Raw genomic sequence first — 18,114 nt, forward strand, 5'->3', positions numbered from 1 at the left:
GCTGGGGGCAGGGTTGCAGCTTGGGGTACTTTACCGTGAAATGAGATAGCGGGTCATCCGCTGCCGTGGAATCTATTTTATAACCTGGACAGTCGGGTTGATTATTACCAGCGAAGCCGGCCCCGTGATCTTTGGATCAGGCCGATCATTGTTTTTGTATATGATAACCGATCCAGCCGTTTTGAGTTTTTCGGTTTTGATATTGTAGGTCTTTGGTCCCCAGTCCGAACGACTTGAAACGACATCGGCAACAAGCGGGCTTGTTGCCCTTGCGTGATTATAAGCCACCCGCTGACCCACATCTGTATTGTAGGATTCATCTTTACCTGTGTCTGTGCTCGTAACGAACCATATTGGCGTCTGGTTGCGAAGATACGAATTAAGATCGGGCGAGGTGTTCTTGCCTTCGTACAGGCCCTTCGAACTGACTACGATTGGCTTATCTTTGTTTGCGACAATTGTCGGCAAAGTCTCGGCGCTGGTGATCAGCGTGCTTGCTGGTTCGAGTTTGGACGGGTCGTTCAAAAACGCGGCAATATATTGCGAAAGAACAGTGTTACCACCCGCAGAGGGGTGGTAGGAATTGGCAAAAGCACTCTCATATTGCTCAGGCGTGTCTACTCCGTAAAAACTGCCTGTAGTGGCACCCGGTAGGCAGACGTCCTCGTATGGCCCGCAGGCGTTGAAGTAATCTTTAAGTGTTTTCTTCGTGCCCAGATCTCGATATATCAGTAGTAGAATATGGTATCTGTTTGCCTCTATCGAGATCATAATGCAGTTGAGAAAAGAATGTGTTTATATCGATAAGGTATATTGTCGCTCCATCTTCAGTAAGAGGTGACAATTGGCCTTTAAGGGACTCGAAGAAGGATTTGGAAATGGTTTGCCCTTCTTTGAAGATCCCTGGCTCGACTATAGAGGTGACTCCAAAATAATTCGGAACGAAATCAACGCCATTGAATGCGTTGAAAACGATGGTTTTCGCACCCTTGTCAATAATTCTTTTCATCTGCAAAGCAGCTTTGGCTGCCAAACCCTTACCATCCTGATCCAGTATGGCATCCTCGCTGCCTTTGTGCTTCACGCTCAGATTCTTGACATCGTGCAGCCCGATGCTGACGATCACAACGTCTTCCGCAGTCAGTGCAACCGGAGGTACGGGCAAGGAGAAAAAGGGATCCAGGTATACCAGCAAGCGCATTGTTCAACTGTTGGCTCAGATCGGGCCGGTTGCTCATTTTTTCGCTGGGAGTTTCATTTGTGCGGTCAAGCAGCGCCCCGCTCCATCCATAGACGTCCATTCCGCTTGCCGGCTTTCCAAGCGCCTGATAGAGCGTCCATGGCAGCGGGTAGTATCCGCCTTTGAATAGAGAAGGCTCTACCCATTTAGATGGATAGGTTCCCTGATGCTGCGCAAACAAGGGTCCCGTATTTATATAGCTGTCGCCGAAGGCATAGAGATGCCCGAATGCGCGCGTCTGTGCGCCATCACCGGATGCACCAAGCACAAGCGGCATGGTCAAAGCTGCAAGAAGATTGCGTATGGTTTTGGAAGGTGCCGTTTTCAGAAACATGATATTCCCCAATTATTTATCAGCAATCATTTTCGTACTATCGCAAAGGCCAGCCGATGCGTGGAAAGCAAAGGCTGGCTGCGGGTTTTCAGACCGGATTATTTTTTGGACAGGGTGAGATAAACGTTACCGAACGCGTCATACGACGTGAATCCGCTGAAATTGCCGTCTGTTTCCGCCGTGCTCAAAATGCGCATGGTGGGACCATTTCCCCATCCGCCCGCTGCGCTGAAAACCGTGTGACGAGACGCTTTGGCATCGAGATTTTCTGTCGAGAGGATATTGAACAGGGGGCCGTTCATTGTAGCCTTGCCGTCAATTTTCAGCGGGTCAATTGTGCCGTCCGCATCTGCTTTCAAATAGATGCGGCTCTGATCGTCAAAGGTCGCATCCCCGCGTATTTTCAACGCGCCGGCCTCATCGTTCAGGATAATCGCACCGCCTTTTTCGACGATAAGATTCTGGATGGCGCCGTTAACAGCAAGCCCACTTTCGGCGATATGCGTGTCGCCCGTATAGTCATTGTCTCCACTCAAAGTCAGTCCGCCCGGCCCGGTCTTGAAAAGGGAGACATTGCCAAAAATTTTCTTGTCGAAAGTATACTTCCCGTCTTCATACACAACGACCGTACCCGGTTTCGAGGTTTGCGCTGGCGCGGCGGCAGCCGGTTTGTCGAGGTTGATCGTGATCGCCCCATCGGAATTCACGGGCGTGCTGCCGGCCGCAGTGACGATCTCATTCTCTCTCGCATTGGTAATTACCCCATTGCCGTATGTCGTGGCGATCTCAGTCAAACCCTCGCTGGTGGTGATCAGCGTGCTTGCTGGTCCGAGTTTGGACGGATCGTTCAAGAATTCGGCGATGTATTGGGAAAGAACCGTGAACCCGCCGGTCGAGGGATGAAGTCTCTCGGCCAAGACGTGACTTCGTTCCCATTCGTCATTAAGTGCGCTCCTGAGGTTGAACCCGCACATAAAGGGATAACCTGACCTGCAGAGAGGTTCATATTGTTCAAATTTCGTCGTCGTACCATCGATATATTTGTACTCTAGTGCGCCATAAGATAACTGCTCCCTTTTTGATGTAAAAAACGTGTTCATGTCGATCAGGTAAATTTTTGTACCATTGGCCGTCGCCGTCGCCAGTTCTGTCTTGAGAGCGGCGAAATAGGTTTGGGCCAATTGGTTAGCGCGTGGCAAAAACCCTTGGTTTTTTTCATCCACGTAGTTGAATGTAGCCCCGACGAAATCGACACCGCTGAATGCATCAAAAACGATTGTTTTGGCGCCCGCATCAGCAAGCCTCTTGACCTGCATGCCAGCTTCTTTGGCTAATTCGACACCGTCAAGGTATGGCTGGTTACTGGCCGCACGAAAGAATGGCGTGTCATAATACTTGGCAATCTGGTACACGTCCGAGAGACCGAAATTGACCAGCACGGCATCGTTGTCTGCCAACTTAACCTTCGGCGATGGGGGCAGGACAAAAGGCTTGCCAGGATAGCCATTTAAGGCCGAGTTCACCTGTTCAGACAGTGTCGGTTTGTCCAATGGCAGAAATGCGTCCGACATCTTCCGGGCCTTGTCCGTCATGGTCGCGCCACTCCAACCATATACGCTCAGATTGGATAGGGTCCATGGCTCCGTCCATGAATTCAATGGGTTTGTTGGTTTCGCCTCTGGTTTTTCATCCATTTTAAGAATTCTGAAAAGTACCCAAGGCAGCGCGACATAAGGACCGTTGAAAATGTCAGGCGTTACCCACTGGGATGGGTAATAATACCCTTGGGTATCTCCAAGGGTAGGGAAGGGTTGGCCATTATTTGTATAACTGTCGCCGAAGGCATAGAGCTTGTCGAACACGCGTGTTGCGGACGGTGTGTCGGCAGCGGAAGCGGCCGATGCTGCAAATACAAGCGGTACCGTTAAGGCGGCAAGGATTTTTCGTATTTCAAGCGTGGTCTTTTTAAGAAGCATAATATTCCCCGATAATTATAAAGCGGGAGAATATGATGAGCAAAAATATGAAAAGGATTAGTCTTAGTAGAAAAAGCGAAAATAGTTCCTGGCATGCACCCGCGAGTTGTTGAATCCATTCATTATTCGGACTGCGAGGTCAGTCGCAGTGGCGGGCGATAATTGACGGCGGTCACTCGATCACGCCCATGTGAGACGTTGTGTGTTGATGTGCCTCGCTGCCATCGTCACTCTCGGCTGATGAAAAACAGCCCGTTGAAGATCGATCGCCGCGCATTCCTGTTGGCGTCCGTTGCCGGCGCAGCCTATACCCTGGCGCGACAGCCAGCTCTGTCCCAGTCAACTGCGGCGGCTGCGTCTTTCGATGCGGCTGCCGTTGATGATATTGTCGGGCAGGCAGCGCTGCTCCCCGCATTGCACACCTTCATCGTTTCCCGGCAAGGCAAGATCCAGATGCAGCGCACATTTCGCGGACCGCCTGCGGATCGTCCTGTCAACGTGAAATCGGTGTCCAAGACAATCATCGCAACGCTCGTCGGCATTGCCATCGATCGCAAGATTTTCGATGGACTCGATCAGCCGATTGCGCCGCTTCTGGCAGACAAGCTCCCCCGCAATGCCGATCCGCGGTTGCAGCGCGTGACCATCGGCAACCTCCTGTCGATGCAGGCCGGCCTTGAGCGAACCTCGGGGCCGAATTATGGGAGCTGGGTCGAAAGCAGTGACTGGGTGCGTTATGCGTTGTCGCGTGAGTTTGTCGATGAACCGGGCGGCGGGATGCTCTATTCAACCGGCAACTCTCATCTTCTATCCGCATTGTTGACCGCTAAAACCAGACGGTCGACGCTGCAAAATGCAAGGGATTGGTTGGGAAAACCCCTCGATATCAGCATTCCTCCGTGGCCGCGTGATCCGCAGGGAATTTATTTTGGTGGAAACGATATGCTGTTATCGCCGCGCGCAATGCTGATCTTTGGCGAAATGTTCCTGAATGCGGGTCAAAGCGACGGCCAGCAGATCGTGCCGAAATCCTGGATCGAGGAATCCTGGAAGCCGAGAACCAGCTCGCCGTTTACCGGCGATTCCTATGGTCTTGGATGGTTCGTTTCCAGCGCCGCCGGCGGCCAGCCGGTCTATTATGCCTGGGGCTACGGCGGACAGATGATCTATGTGGTGCCCCACGCTTCTCTTGTCGTTGTCATGACATCGGATCCCGGCGCGCCTTCCGGACGCTCCGGCTATGTGCGCCAGCTGCATGATCTGGTCAGCCAGCGCATTGTCCCCGCCGCCGAGGCACTAAACGGTTAGCTCGAAACTCAGGCGGTGACAGCCAACTTCCTGCGCGACGGAAACGTCATGGCCGCAACGCCCGCAATCACGCAGAGCAGACCGAGCCAAGCGGTTGAGGTCAGGCTTTCGCCGAGGAAGACAACGCCGATGCCGACGCCGATCGGCACCCGCAGATAAGCTTGTGATGTGGTGCTAACCGACCCCAATGTGTGGATGAGCCTGAAATAGATCACGAAGGCGATGGCCGTCGAAAAGATCGACAAACCGAGCAAAGCCAGGATCGAATACGCCGAGGGCGCGATCGTCCAGGGCTGGTCGACGACGAGGCTGACCGGAATAAGCAGCACTGCGCCGCAGATGAGCGAGCCTGCTGCCGGCATCATCGGATCGAGCCCCTTGAAGCCGCGCCCGAAAATCGCGGCGCAGGCATAGGAGATCGTCGCGACGACAATCGCCAGTTGCGAAACCAGTCCTTTGCCCAGGCCATTGAAGGCTTCAAGGCCAATGATCAGACTGATGCCAATGACGCCTGCGACAACGCCGAAAAGTTTTCGCGTCGTCACCGCCTCATGCCGCGTGATCAGGACCGTGAGCAGGAAGGTGAAGATCGGCGTCGTCGAGTTGAGTATGGTCGCGAGCCCGGCGTCGACGGTCAGCTCGGCCCAGGCGATCAGCGTGAACGGAATGACGCTGTTGATGCCAGCCTGAATCAGGAACCGCTTCCAGATGGCCGGGTCGCTTGGCAGCGACAGTCCCCGCATTTTGATGATTGCCAGAAGCAGCCCGCCGGCGATCAGGGTTCGCGCCGCGATGAACGTGATCGGCGGGATGGTCTCGACGCCGATCTTGATGAACGTATAAGACGCGCCCCACAGCGTGGCGAGGACGGCGAGGAGTGCGATTTCTTTGGCGAGGGCCGGTGCCTGTGCTGCGGGAGCGGACATGATTGGTTTCCATCGAGAGGTGATCAATGCGTTCAGGGTAGCGGCGAGAATGCTGCCCATGCTTCGATCCCGGCCGAACTATAATTCGCGAACAGGACGGCGGCCAGCTCCTACACCGATTGCGCAAAAAGGGTGAATTATTGCCGAATAATCTCCGATTCTCGCCCAAGAATTGTCGATTTTGACCCAAGATTCTAAATCTTGGGCTGCAAATCGGTTGTGCATGGTTGAATTGCGCTACTCAGCTGGCCACAGCACCGCACGGATTTTTTTGTTCTCGAATTTCAGGCAAAGCTCGCCATTGATCAGCTGCAGGGCCTTCTCGCCGAAGACCTCGCGCCGCCAGCCCTGGAGCGCCGGAATGTCTTCTGCGTCGCCTTCGGCCGCGATTCTGTCGATCTCGTCGGAGGTTGCGACGACCTTGGCGGCAACGCCGTGCTCCTCAGTGACAAGCCGCAACAGCACCTTCAACAATTCAGCCGCAGCGCCTGCACCTTCCGGTGATTGCACTGATTTCGGCAAGCGCGGCATATCTTCCTTGGGCAGGTCAAGTGCCAGATTGACCGCATTGAGCAGGCCGGTAGCCATGCTGGAGCGTTCCCAACCTTTTGGAATCGTTCGCAAACGCGACATGGCTTCCGCATCGCGCGGCTGCTGCTGCGCGACCTCGTAGATGGCATCGTCCTTGATAACGCGGCCGCGCGGCACATTGCGTTCCCGCGCTTCCCGTTCCCGCCAGGCGGCGACGCTACGCAGTACGGCGAGTTCCACTGGCTTGCGCAGGCGCATTTTCAGCCGTTTCCACGCATCGTCCGGATGCATGTCATAGGTCTCACGCGCCGTGAGGATCTTCATCTCGTCCAGCACCCAGTCCGTCCGGCCTTCCTCTTCGAGACTGGCTTTCAGGTGCAGATAGATGTCACGCAAATGAGTCACGTCCGCCAGTGCGTAATCCAGCTGCTTTTCCGAAAGGGCCGGCGCCGCCAGTCGGTGAATCGAGAGGATTTGTCGATTTGCGCTCCGACGATCCGCTGCACGAGCTGGTCGTAGGCGATTGCATCGCCAAAGCCGCAAACCATTGCCGCAACCTGTGTATCGAACACTGGATGCGGGATCAGATTGCCAAGATGGAAGATGATTTCGATGTCCTGCCGCGCGGCGTGGAAAACCTTGACGATCTTTTCGTCGGCCATCAGCCTGAAAAACGCAGCAAGATCAAGGCCTGGCGCCAAAGCGTCCACGATTGCCGTATGATCGGGCGACGCGAGCTGGATAACGCAGAGCTCCGGCCAGAACGTGGTCTCCCGGATGAATTCCGTATCGACGGTCACGAAATCGGATTGCGAAAGGGCGGCAACAGCCTGTTCTAGCTGATCTGTGGTTGTAATCATGGTCATGAAATTTCTATAGCGAATGGATAAGCGTTTGTCTTGGCCCTCAATCCTGATCTTGACAAATCACCCTCAAAATGCGCTTGTCCGCCCAAATTCTCGGGCTTTGCCGGGGCTTATCCCACGCTGTCCGGCCACCAGCATACATATCAGAGGCACATATCATGCACCGTTACCGCAGCCATACCTGCGCCGCCTTGCGTAAATCGGACGTTGGTTCGACAGTTCGTCTTTCCGGCTGGGTTCACCGCGTCCGTGACCATGGCGGCATTCTCTTTATCGATATCCGCGACCATTACGGCCTGACGCAGATCGTCGCGAGTCCGGATCCGCCGGCATTCGAATTGGCGGAGACCGTGCGCGGTGAATGGGTTATCCGTGTGGACGGCGAGGTGAAGGCCCGCACGGACGATACCGTCAACCCCAACATGCCGACCGGCGAAATCGAGGTTTTTGCGCGCGAAATCGAAGTCCTGTCCGCCGCCAAGGAATTGCCCTTGCCAGTGTTCGGCGAGCTCGATTATCCGGAAGATATCCGTCTAAAGTACCGCTTCCTCGATTTGCGCCGTGACACCCTGCATAAGAACATCATGTCGCGCACCAGGATCATTGCCGCGATGCGCCGCCGCATGACCGAAATTGGCTTCACTGAATTCTCAACCCCGATTTTGACGGCTTCTTCGCCGGAAGGCGCGCGAGACTTCCTTGTGCCGAGCCGTATCCATCCCGGCAAGTTCTACGCGTTGCCGCAGGCACCGCAGCAATACAAGCAGCTGATCATGATGTCCGGTTTCGATCGCTACTTCCAGATTGCGCCGTGCTTCCGCGACGAGGACCCCCGCGCTGACCGTCTGCCGGGTGAGTTCTACCAGCTCGACCTGGAAATGAGCTTTGTCGAGCAGAATGATGTTCTGTCGACGATGGAACCGGTTCTGCGCGGTGTTTTCGAGGAATTTGCTGACGGCAAGCCTGTTACGCAGGAATTCCCACGGATCACCTATGACGACGCCATGCGCCGATTTGGTTCGGACAAGCCTGACTTACGCAACCCGATTGAAATGCAGGCAGTGACCGAGCATTTCGCGGGTTCCGGCTTCAAGGTGTTCGCCAACATGATCGCCAATGATCCGAAGGTTGAAGTCTGGGCGATTCCGGCCAAGACTGGCGGTTCGCGCGCCTTCTGCGATCGCATGAATTCATGGGCGCAGGGGGAAGGGCAGCCGGGCCTCGGCTATATCTTCTGGCGCAAGGAAGGTGAAAACCTTGAAGGGGCAGGACCTCTCGCGAAGAATATCGGCCCGGAACGGACCGAAGCGATCCGTACGCAGCTCGGCCTCGACGAGGGCGATGCGGTGTTTTTCGTTGCCGGCGATCCGAAGAAGTTCGTCTCGTTTGCCGGAGCAGCACGTACGCGCGCAGGTGAGGAACTGAACCTCGTTGATCGCGACCAGTTCAAGCTGTGCTGGATCGTCGATTTCCCATTCTTCGAATGGCTCGAAGATGAGAAAAAGATCGATTTCGCCCACAACCCGTTCTCTATGCCGCAGGGTGGCATGGATGCCCTGGAGAACCAGGATCCATTGACGATCAAGGCGTTCCAGTATGACATGGTCTGCAATGGCTTCGAGATTGCATCAGGTGGTATCCGCAACCATCTGCCGGAAACCATGGTCAAGGCATTCGAGGCTGTCGGTCATTCGCGGGAGACCGTAGAAGAGGATTTTGGCGCCCTCTACCGCGCTTTCCAGTATGGTGCACCTCCGCATGGCGGCATGGCAGCTGGTATCGACCGTATCGTGATGCTGCTTGTCGGAGCGAGGAACCTGCGCGAGATCACCATGTTCCCGATGAACCAGCAGGCTCATGATCTGCTGATGAACGCCCCGTCGGATGTATCGCAAGCTCAGTTGCGCGACCTGCACATCCGGCTTAATCCGGTGAAGAAAGAGGATTAGAAACCTCTGCTAACCGACACCGAATAAACAAAAAGCCCGGCGGCGCTGCCGGGCTTTTTGTTAGAATCCCTGCACAATCATTGGCTGGCGGTGACCGTAACGCCAAGCGTTTTGATCAGCGATTTCGGATCGGCCATGCCACCCGCGGCGATGATGGCGAAAGGAACCGGCTTGGCTGGAGCGGCCTTGATCTCGATGGTTTTCGGATTGTCAAGATAGGTGTTCACCGCCGCTCCGAGCGACTGCGCGAATTCGGCATTGCCGAGCTGGGCAGCTGCCATCGGAAGGATTGCCTTGGCCTGGTTGATCAGATCACCACGCTTGGCTCCCTGTTGCTTGGCGACATAGTCAAGCGCCTTGTATGTGACCGACGCGTCGTCGAAACGGATGGACGCACCCGTGAAGCTCAACTGCTGCATCAGGCCAAGCATCGCCATGCTCTGTACATCGTCAGGTTTGCCTTCCATGTTCTTGGTCGCTTCCTGCAGACCTTTGATGAAATCGAGCGTATAGCCGGAAATATCGAACTTCAGGCCAAGCGTTCCAGCATTGTCGGCAACGAAGTCCATCTTTTCGAAGTTGAGACGGCCATCGGACACGTTCCATGTTCCGTTTATGTCTATCTTTCCCGAAATGGTCTCGTAGCCAAGCGCCTTAAGCGCATCCTTGGTCTTCGGGTCTTCGATGTCGGAGAGATCCGCCTTGAAGCTCTCGACATTGGTTGTGAATGCGACGGGACTGGTTTGGGTGAGCGGCGAAATTGTTGCAGTCACATTGTCGGCGGTGAATACATCCTTGCCCTTCGCGTTGACATTGAGATGCTTAACTTCCGCCTTCTCGTATTGCAGGATTTTTGCCAGAGGCTCGGTTGCGCCTTCAGCGGGAAGGGTGATGCCTTCGAGGCTTATTCCGTCGACGCTTATCTTGTTGTCCGGTTCGCCTTCCGGGCTGAAATCGATATCGGGCATCGTCAACGACCCGATCTTGAAGCCGCCGCCAGAAACATCGCTGACATCGTTCAATGTTACATCGCCGGCGTTGAAGCTTTCCTTTATCCCGGTCGTGGAGACCTTCGTGTCCTTGAGAATGACCGTCGAGCCGTTGGTTTCGACACTGCCATACTCGATTGTGCCGCCCTGTTCGGCATAAACTGCCTTCAATCGTGCGGCCACCGCGTTGCCATCCACCGCATAGGCTGAACCGGCAAACACGACGAGAGCTGAGGTTGCAGCGAGAACGCGCAAACCGGACTTCAGAGGGTGGATTGGAGGCATGATTTGATCCCTGTTATTTTCAACATTAGAAGCTATTGCATGGGGCGCGGCAAAACTATGACGGGCGCTGATCAATGGGCAATAATTGCAACTTGTGCGCTAGAAAGTCAGATTTGCGGATTGAACGCAAGCTTCCAGCCGTTCATCGCTCCAAATGGCAATAACTGCCTGTGATCTTGGCGAATCATCGCTTGCCCGGGATTCCCCGAATTGATAGTTCATTGACATGGGAAAAAGCCTGATCCCGCCAGACAATGGCGATGATAATGTAGAACCGGTTGATCTGAAGGCGGCTCTGGAAGAACGCTATCTTGCTTATGCGCTTTCAACGATCATGCACCGTGCCTTGCCGGATGTGCGCGACGGATTGAAGCCGGTCCACCGCCGCATCATGCATGCCATGCGCCTGCTTCGGCTGTCGCCTGACCAGTCCTATGCAAAATGCGCGCGTATTGTCGGCGAGGTGATGGGTAAGTTCCATCCGCATGGTGACCAGTCGATTTATGACGCGCTGGTGCGGTTGTCGCAGGATTTTGCTGTACGATATCCCGTTGTCGACGGGCAGGGGAATTTCGGCAATATCGACGGCGATAATCCAGCTGCGATGCGTTACACTGAAGCGCGGATGACCGATGTCGCCATGCTGCTTCTGGAAGGCATCACCGAGGATGCGGTCGATTTCCGCCCTACCTACAACGAGGAAGACGAGGAGCCGATCGTCCTTCCTGGCGCTTTCCCCAATCTGCTTGCCAATGGTTCATCGGGCATTGCCGTCGGCATGGCGACGTCGATCCCGCCGCACAATGTTTCGGAACTCTGCGCCGCGGCGCTGCATCTGATCAAGCATCCCGATGCTACGGTCGAAGAGCTGATGTCGCAGGCCGAGGATGAGGATCCGCTGAAGACCAAAGTTCGCGGCCCGGATTTTCCGACGGGCGGCATCATGGTCGAAACGCCGGATGCCATTCTCGAAGCCTACAAGACCGGTCGCGGTGGTTTTCGGCTGCGCGCTCGCTGGCAGGTGGAAGAGCAGGGCCGTGGCACATGGATCATCATCATCACCGAAATTCCCTACCAGGTACAGAAATCCCGGCTGATCGAGAAGATTGCGGAGCTGCTGATCGCCAAGAAGCTGCCGCTGCTCGAGGATGTTCGCGACGAATCCACTGAAGACGTTCGTTTGGTGCTTGAGCCGAAGAGCCGCAGCGTCAATCCCGACATTCTGATGGAATCGCTGTTCAAGCTTACCGAGCTTGAAACGCGCTTTCCCTTGAATATGAACGTGCTTTCCGCCGGCAAGGTGCCGAATGTCCTTTCACTGCGCGATGTTCTGAAGCAATGGCTGGAGCACCGCAAGGACGTGCTCATTCGTCGCTCGCGTCATCGCCTCGGCGAAATTGAGCGCCGTCTCGAAATTCTTGGCGGCATGTTGATCGCCTACCTTAATATCGATGAGGTCATCCGCATCATCCGCGAGGAAGATGAGCCGAAGCAGGAGATGATCTCGCCGCTTTGAACTGACGGATAATCAGGCTGAAGCCATCCTCAACATGCGCCTGCGGTCCTTGCGCAAACTCGAGGAGTTCGAGATCCGCAAGGAGTTCGATGGCCTTACCGCGGAAAAGCACGAAATTGAGCAGCTCCTCGGATCTGAGCCCAAGCAGTGGCAGACGATCTCCTGGCAAATCTCGGAAATGCAGAAGAAATATGCGCCGGACACTTTGCTCGGCAAACGCCGGACGACCCTCGCCGATGCCCCCCAGCATGATCTGACCGACATTCATCATGCCATGATCGAGAAGGAACCGGTCACGGTTGTCGTTTCAGAGAAGGGTTGGCTGCGTGCAATGAAGGGTCACTTGGCGGACTTCTCTTCGCTGACCTTCAAGGAAGGTGACAAGCTGAAGCTTGCTTTCCATGCGGAGACAACAGATCGCATTCTTGTCCTTACGACAGGCGGCAAGTTCTACACGATCGGCGCCAACAGCCTGCCAGGCGGCCGTGGCCATGGCGAGCCGATACGCATCATCGTCGACATGGAGAACGACCAGGACATTGTCACGGCCTTCGTGCACAACCCCGAGCGCAAGCTGCTTCTGTCATCGCACGTCGGTAACGGCTTCATCGTGCCCGAGGCGGATGTCATCGCCAATACCCGCAAGGGTAAGCAGGTGATGAACGTCAAAACGCCGGACGAGGCGCGTCACTGCATTCCGGTCGTTGGTGACTCGGTGGCGATCATCGGCGAGAACCGCAAGATGCTGGTGTTCCCGCTCACCGAAGTTCCGGAACTCGGCCGGGGCAAGGGCGTTCGCCTGCAGCGCTACAAGGACGGTGGTGTTTCGGATATTCGCATCTTTACGTTGGAGCAGGGGCTGACCTGGCAGGACGCATCGGGCCGTAGTTTCACGCGCGGCAAGCTGGAATTGCTCGAATGGGCTGGACCAAGAGCCACGGCCGGCCGCATGGTGCCAAAGGGCTTCCCGCGTTCAGGCAAGTTTTCGTGATCGTCTGAAATAGTATCGCCGAGTCGAACAATACGAGAATGATCATTCTCGTATTGACGAATTCGGGTCTTTGCCGTAAATGAGAGAGAACGTTCTCTCTTTTATTGGCGCCGCCATGGTTGATAACATCCTGCCCAAACAGCCAGCGAGCATTGCCGACGAGGAATCGGATGGTTCCCGGCATTGTTTCGTCGCTAAACTATTCGGAAAACGGGCACGCAATCGTGAAGCGCAGGAAGAGCGCATCCTGAACGCCGCGATGACCTGCTTTATCCGCTCTGGATTTCGCGGTGCATCCATGAATGAGATCTGCTCCGAAGCGGGCATGAGCCCTGGCGCGCTCTACCGCTATTTCCCGTCGAAAGAAGCGATCATCGAGAAGATATCGGCGGCGCACCGGCAGCAAAGCGCTGAAATCCTTGATCGTATGTTGAGCTCCAGCAATATCATCGATGCCGTAACACAGGTCGGTATCGACCATGTGCGGAAGATGTCGCTGAACACAACCGGACCCGGGCCGCGCGATTCCAGCGCACGTCTTTTCGTTGAAGTCCGTGCCGAATCGATGCGCAACGAGGGCGTTGCCGCAATCTGTGAGCTCCACGAAGGCTTGATGCGCGAGAAGCTTCTCGCTGCGTTTACGGCTGCCAAGGAACGCGGAGAGATCGATCCGGTGACGGATATGGAGCTCCTTGTGGCAACGCTGGCGGCAATGGGCGAGGGGATCATCATGCGTAATTTCCCCGCGCAAGGTGTTCCGGTTGAAGCACTGGAGCCAGTGTTCCACGCCCTCGCTGAGGCCATGTTGCGCCCGACAAACAAGTGAATAATTGCTCTCACCCCGGATTTTCCAATGAGCCACTACCGCAAAAAAGTTCTGTTCTCCCTGGCTCTCTCCCTGAGCCTGGTGTCGTCGTTGAGTACCAGCGGGTTTGCTGAAGAGAATGCAGTTCCCGCATCGCAGGAAGCAAAGGCGCCGATTATCAACGTCACGCCAGCCAGCAAAGCCGAAATGGTGGCGACAATCACTGTGACTGGAACAATCGTGCCCCGTCAGGAGGTTGCTGTTGGAACTGATGTCGCAGGGCTGCTCGTTCTTGAGCTCAATGCCGATCAGGGCGATGTGGTCAAGGAAGGCGATATTCTCGCTCGTCTAGACAAGTCCTCGCTGGAAATCCAGCTGGCTCAGATCGAAGCGCAACGTGCCCAGGCCGACGCATCCATCGCCCAGTCCGAAGCACAGATTGTTGATGCCGAGATTGCCGTTCGCCAGGCCCTGGAAGCGCTTGATCGCGCTCGTGCCTTGTCGGCCAAGGGCATCAACTCGAAAATGGAGCTGGACAACGCTACGAATGCGCATGACAGCGCCAACGCACGTCTTAATACATCTCGGCAGGCACTTGTCGCCACCAAATCCCAATTGCAGCTGGTTGCTGCGCAAAAGCGCGACGTGCTGCTGCGGCTGCAAAAAGCCGACGTCAAAGCGCCTGCAAGCGGTGTTGTGCTGAGCCGCAACGCGCTTCTTGGCGGCATTGTCTCGTTCAATGCGGGTCCGTTGTTCCGGATCGCGCGCGACCAGGATTTCGAACTGGCGGCCAACATTCCTGAAGTCGATCTGCCGCGCCTGAAAGAGAATATGCCTGTTGCCGTTCGGGTGTCAGGGATGGATGAGCCGGTTGCTGGTCGGGTCCGGCTTATATCGCCGGAAATCACCGCAAGCTCTCGTCTCGGCTCCGTAAAGATTGCGCTCGACAGAAATCCCGCGATCCGGCCCGGCAACTTTGCCCGCGCGGTCGTCGAATTGACACGCCGCGAGGGGATCAGCGTTCCCCTTTCGGCAGTCGTCTATCACGGCCGGTCTGCATTGGTGCAGGTCGTCAAGGATGGCGTCGTCGATAGCCGCAAAATTGAGCTGGGCATCCGCAACGACCGGGCAGTGGAAGTGCTGAAAGGATTGGCTGAAGGCGAAGACGTCGTTGCCCGCGCCGGAACCTTCGTCGCCAATGGCGACCGCGTCACGCCGGTTCGCGTGACGGATGAGGCAACGGGGGCCGTCCAATGAACTGGAACATTTCCGCGTGGTCGATCCGCAACCCGGTTCCGTCGATCCTTCTTTTTGTCGTGCTCGTCGTACTCGGCTTGATGGCCTTTGCCAAGCTGCCGATCACGCGCTTTCCGAACATCGATGTGCCGCTGATTTCTGTCTCGGTCACGGACCCCGGTGTCGCTCCCACCGAACTAGAAACGCAGATTGCCAAGCGCGTCGAAGATTCGGTCGCCAATATTACCGGCGTCAAGAACGTCACCAGCAATCTGACTGAAGGCAATTCGACGACCCTCGTCGAGTTTCGCCTGGAAGTTGATACACAAAAGGCGCTTAACGACGTCAAGGACGCCGTTTCGCGTATCCGCGACGATCTTCCGGCGACAATCAAGGAGCCGATCATCAACTCTGTTGATGTGGAAGGTTCGGCGATTCTGACCTATGGCGTCTCGGCACCGGCAATGACGTCAGAAGAGCTTTCCTGGTTCGTCGATGACAAGATCCTCCGTGACATCCAGGGGCTGAAAGGCGTCGGCCGCGTCGAACGCTATGGCGGTGTAACCCGTGAAGTCCGCGTCGCGCTCGATCCAGACCGCTTGACTGCGCTCGGAGTGACGGCCGCGGATGTCAATCGTGCGCTGAAATCCATGAACGCCGACCTGACCGGCGGGCGCGGCGACCTTGGCACGACCCAGCAGACGATCCGTACGCTCGGCGCGTCGCGGACGCTCGATGATCTGCGAGCCGTGGAAATTCCACTGGCAGGCGGACGTTCGGTACGGCTGGATGCGCTTGGAACTGTAAGCGATTCCTATGAGGAGCCGAAATCCTTTGCCCGGGTGAACAATCAGACCGTCGTCTCACTCGGCGTGTTCCGCGCCAAGGGCGCCAGCGATGCCGATGTCTATGCGCTGGTGCAGGCGCGCATGGACCAGCTGCAGCAGAAATATCCTGACGCGCGTTTCAATATCATCGATAATTCGGTGAACTACACCTATGGCAACTATGAATCGGCCATGAGCTCACTGGTCGAAGGCGCGCTGCTGTCGATTGTCGTCGTCTTTCTGTTCCTGCGTAACATTCGCGCGACCTTGATCGCCGCGGTTGCATTGCCACTGTCGGCCATCCCCACGTTCTGGGCGATCGATATGCTCGGCTTCTCTCTCAATCTCATCAGCCTGCTCGGCATCACACTGGTGACTGGTATCCTCGTAGACGATGCGATTGTGGAGATCGAGAACATTGTCCGGCACATGCGGTCGGGCAAATCGCCGTACCGGGCTTCCCTGGAAGCTGCCGACGAGATTGGTCTGGCGGTCATCGCCATTTCCGTAACCATCATTGCCGTCTTCGCGCCCGTCAGCTTCATGAGCGGAATTGCCGGTCAGTATTTCAAACAGTTCGGCCTGACTGTGGCGGTGGCCGTGTTCTTCTCGCTTCTCGTCGCTCGACTGATCACGCCGATGATGACGGCTTATCTTCTGCGCGATCGCAAGAGCCTGCATCATGGCGACCAGGAAACCGGCTGGATCCGCGCCTATACGCGATTTCTGACTGTGACTTTGCGTTATCGCTGGCTTACGCTGATCAGCGGCGCCGCCATATTTGCCGTGGCGATCTGGGCAATGGGCTTCCTGCCTTCCGGTTTCGTACCGCCGCAAGATGAGGCGCGCGTTGCCGTCAGTCTTGAATTGCCGCCTGGTGCACCGATCGAGGAAACTCGCCGGGTGACCGATCGGGCGGCATCGCTTATGCGCGAAATCCCGGAAGTGCAGCAGACCTACGTTACTGGCGGATCGTCGCCGACGGGGTCGCTTGACACGCGGCGCGCCACGATGATCGTCAAGCTCAGTCACAAGAGTGAGCGCGACCGGACGCAGAAGCAGGTCGAGGCCGACATTTTCAACAAACTCTCCGAAGTACCTGATTTGCGCGCGAATTTCGTCAATGATCGCGGCGAGCGCGAGTTCGCTGTCGGCGTTATTGGCAGCAACGGCGACAAGGTAAATGAACAGGCGCGTCTGCTCCAGAGCGCGATGACGGCAACCGGCAGTTTCCAGGCGGTGTCCTCGACCGCTGCGCTCGACCGGCCCGAAATCATTGTCACGCCGCGTATGGACAAGCTGGCCGAACTCGGTATTTCAACGACCGCACTATCGGACGCATTGCGCGTGGCAACACTGGGTGACCTCGATCCTAACCTTGCCAAATACACGGTTGGCGATCGCCAGATACCGATTAGGGTTCAATTGACGGAAGAGTCCCGCCGCGATCTTTCCATTCTCAGCACGCTGACCGTAACGGCTCCTTCCGGTGTCGTCGTGCCACTGGAATCGATTGCCGAAATCAGCTTTGGGCAGGGTCCATCCTCGATCGAGCGCTTCAATCGCGAACGCCGCATCGTTGTCGGTGCCAATATGGCGGGCGGCAAGGAGATCGGCGAGGGGCTCTCGATCGTCAAGAATCTGCCCGAGGCCAAATCCATGCCGGATGGCGTGCGCATTCAGGAAACAGGTGATGCGGAAGTCATGGGCGAAGTCTTTGCCGGCTTCCGTGACGCGATGATCATGGGGCTCATGCTGGTCTTCGTCGTGCTGATCCTGCTGTTTGGCAGTATCTTCCATGCCTTCACTATCCTGATGTCCTTGCCGTTGTCGATTGCCGGCGTTGCAGTTGCCCTTCTGCTGACCAACAACTCGGTCTCGATGGCGGTGGTCATCGGAATTTTGATGCTGATGGGTATTGTTACGAAGAACGCCATCATGCTCGTCGATTTTGCCATCGAAGAAGTGAAACATGGCATACCGCGAAACGAGGCCATCATCGATGCCGGCCGCAAGCGCGTCCGCCCCATCGTCATGACGACAATTGCCATGTCGGCCGGCATGCTGCCTGCGGCCATGGCTTTCGGCGACGGCGGTGAATTCCGCGCGCCAATGGCCATTGCGGTGATCGGCGGCCTGCTGGTCTCCACTGTTCTTTCACTGGTTTTCGTACCGTCCTTCTATACGATCATGGACGATGTGAGCCACTGGATGGGCCGGGCCTTCTATTGGGCGCTCCGGCCGAACAGTCCGGATGAGGCTACCAAAAACTCCGGTACGCGTACTGTTCCGCTGCATCCCTCGAGCGGGCCTATCGCCGAGGCGGCCGAATAGG

At 56.2% G+C, this 18,114-nt stretch carries 10 protein-coding genes and 2 pseudogenes; 6 read left to right on the forward strand and 6 right to left on the reverse strand.

Translation table 11 applies throughout. The annotated features are described in order from the left end of the window. Positions 1-72: 72 nt before the first annotated feature. The 3 genes from N8E89_RS14185 to N8E89_RS14195 all read right to left on the reverse strand — a co-directional run bounded on the left by N8E89_RS14185 (position 73) and on the right by N8E89_RS14195 (position 3,550). On the reverse strand, positions 73-771 hold the full coding sequence (locus N8E89_RS14185; RefSeq protein WP_262260281.1) for a hypothetical protein: 699 nt from the start codon (positions 769-771) through the stop codon (positions 73-75). Continuing rightward, a complete protein-coding gene (locus tag N8E89_RS14190) occupies positions 695-1,201 on the reverse strand; it encodes an SGNH/GDSL hydrolase family protein (protein WP_262260282.1) in 507 nt (168 codons plus the stop codon). Before N8E89_RS14190 ends, N8E89_RS14185 begins: the two co-directional genes overlap by 77 nt. A 471-nt stretch (positions 1,202-1,672) precedes the next feature. Beyond that, positions 1,673-3,550: an autotransporter-associated beta strand repeat-containing protein gene (locus tag N8E89_RS14195; RefSeq protein WP_262260283.1), complete on the reverse strand. Its 1,878-nt coding sequence runs from the start codon at positions 3,548-3,550 to the stop codon at positions 1,673-1,675. Between the two features lie 255 nt (positions 3,551-3,805). On the opposite strand from N8E89_RS14195, the gene N8E89_RS14200 reads away from it, so the two are divergent. Further along, complete coding sequence (locus N8E89_RS14200; RefSeq protein ID WP_262260284.1) at positions 3,806-4,858, forward strand: serine hydrolase domain-containing protein; 1,053 nt, start codon at positions 3,806-3,808, stop codon at positions 4,856-4,858. Between the two features lie 8 nt (positions 4,859-4,866). On the opposite strand, the gene N8E89_RS14205 is transcribed toward N8E89_RS14200, so the two are convergent. Together N8E89_RS14205 and rnd are read right to left on the reverse strand one after the other, a co-directional pair. Then, positions 4,867-5,784, reverse strand: coding sequence for a DMT family transporter (locus tag N8E89_RS14205; protein WP_262260285.1), 918 nt, complete (start codon positions 5,782-5,784; stop codon positions 4,867-4,869). A 237-nt stretch (positions 5,785-6,021) separates the two neighbouring features. Then, positions 6,022-7,181, reverse strand: a pseudogene (gene rnd / locus N8E89_RS14210) (ribonuclease D). 158 nt (positions 7,182-7,339) lie between these two features. Between rnd and aspS the strand changes: the two are divergent. Beyond that, complete coding sequence (gene aspS / locus N8E89_RS14215; RefSeq protein ID WP_262260286.1) at positions 7,340-9,130, forward strand: aspartate--tRNA ligase; 1,791 nt, start codon at positions 7,340-7,342, stop codon at positions 9,128-9,130. A gap of 77 nt (positions 9,131-9,207) precedes the next feature. Here aspS and N8E89_RS14220 read toward each other — a convergent pair whose 3' ends face one another. Continuing rightward, a complete protein-coding gene (locus tag N8E89_RS14220) occupies positions 9,208-10,404 on the reverse strand; it encodes an aq_1923 C-terminal domain (protein WP_112759811.1) in 1,197 nt (398 codons plus the stop codon). A 226-nt stretch (positions 10,405-10,630) separates the two neighbouring features. Between N8E89_RS14220 and parC the strand changes: the two are divergent. From parC to N8E89_RS14240, 4 genes and pseudogenes are all read left to right on the forward strand, one after another. Continuing rightward, positions 10,631-12,911 (forward strand): annotated as a pseudogene (gene parC, locus N8E89_RS14225) (DNA topoisomerase IV subunit A). Between the two features lie 115 nt (positions 12,912-13,026). Continuing rightward, positions 13,027-13,737 carry a TetR/AcrR family transcriptional regulator gene (locus N8E89_RS14230; protein ID WP_112759809.1) on the forward strand — a complete coding sequence of 237 codons (711 nt, stop codon included), beginning with the start codon at positions 13,027-13,029 and terminating at the stop codon, positions 13,735-13,737. A gap of 27 nt (positions 13,738-13,764) precedes the next feature. Next, positions 13,765-14,973 (forward strand): efflux RND transporter periplasmic adaptor subunit, encoded by a 1,209-nt coding sequence (locus N8E89_RS14235; protein WP_106664890.1) that lies wholly within the window; start codon positions 13,765-13,767, stop codon positions 14,971-14,973. After that, on the forward strand, positions 14,970-18,113 hold the full coding sequence (locus N8E89_RS14240; protein ID WP_262260291.1) for an efflux RND transporter permease subunit: 3,144 nt from the start codon (positions 14,970-14,972) through the stop codon (positions 18,111-18,113). The genes N8E89_RS14235 and N8E89_RS14240 overlap by 4 nt, the downstream gene beginning before the upstream one ends. Position 18,114: the final 1 nt, after the last annotated feature.

It is taken from the genome of Phyllobacterium sp. A18/5-2, from assembly GCF_025452215.1.
Classification (GTDB): Bacteria; Pseudomonadota; Alphaproteobacteria; order Rhizobiales; family Rhizobiaceae; genus Phyllobacterium; species Phyllobacterium sophorae.

What these genes read in the sequence shown, in the direction of transcription:
- N8E89_RS14190 (WP_262260282.1), bottom strand. Translation starts at nt 1,201, where the DNA reads ATGCGCTTGCTGGTATACCTGGATCCCTTTTTCTCCTTGCCCGTACCT.
- N8E89_RS14240 (WP_262260291.1), top strand. Translation starts at nt 14,970, where the DNA reads ATGAACTGGAACATTTCCGCGTGGTCGATCCGCAACCCGGTTCCGTCG.
- N8E89_RS14230 (WP_112759809.1), top strand. Translation starts at nt 13,027, where the DNA reads ATGGTTGATAACATCCTGCCCAAACAGCCAGCGAGCATTGCCGACGAG.
- N8E89_RS14205 (WP_262260285.1), bottom strand. Translation starts at nt 5,784, where the DNA reads ATGTCCGCTCCCGCAGCACAGGCACCGGCCCTCGCCAAAGAAATCGCA.
- N8E89_RS14235 (WP_106664890.1), top strand. Translation starts at nt 13,765, where the DNA reads ATGAGCCACTACCGCAAAAAAGTTCTGTTCTCCCTGGCTCTCTCCCTG.
- N8E89_RS14185 (WP_262260281.1), bottom strand. Translation starts at nt 771, where the DNA reads ATGATCTCGATAGAGGCAAACAGATACCATATTCTACTACTGATATAT.
- aspS (WP_262260286.1), top strand. Translation starts at nt 7,340, where the DNA reads ATGCACCGTTACCGCAGCCATACCTGCGCCGCCTTGCGTAAATCGGAC.
- N8E89_RS14220 (WP_112759811.1), bottom strand. Translation starts at nt 10,404, where the DNA reads ATGCCTCCAATCCACCCTCTGAAGTCCGGTTTGCGCGTTCTCGCTGCA.
- N8E89_RS14195 (WP_262260283.1), bottom strand. Translation starts at nt 3,550, where the DNA reads ATGCTTCTTAAAAAGACCACGCTTGAAATACGAAAAATCCTTGCCGCC.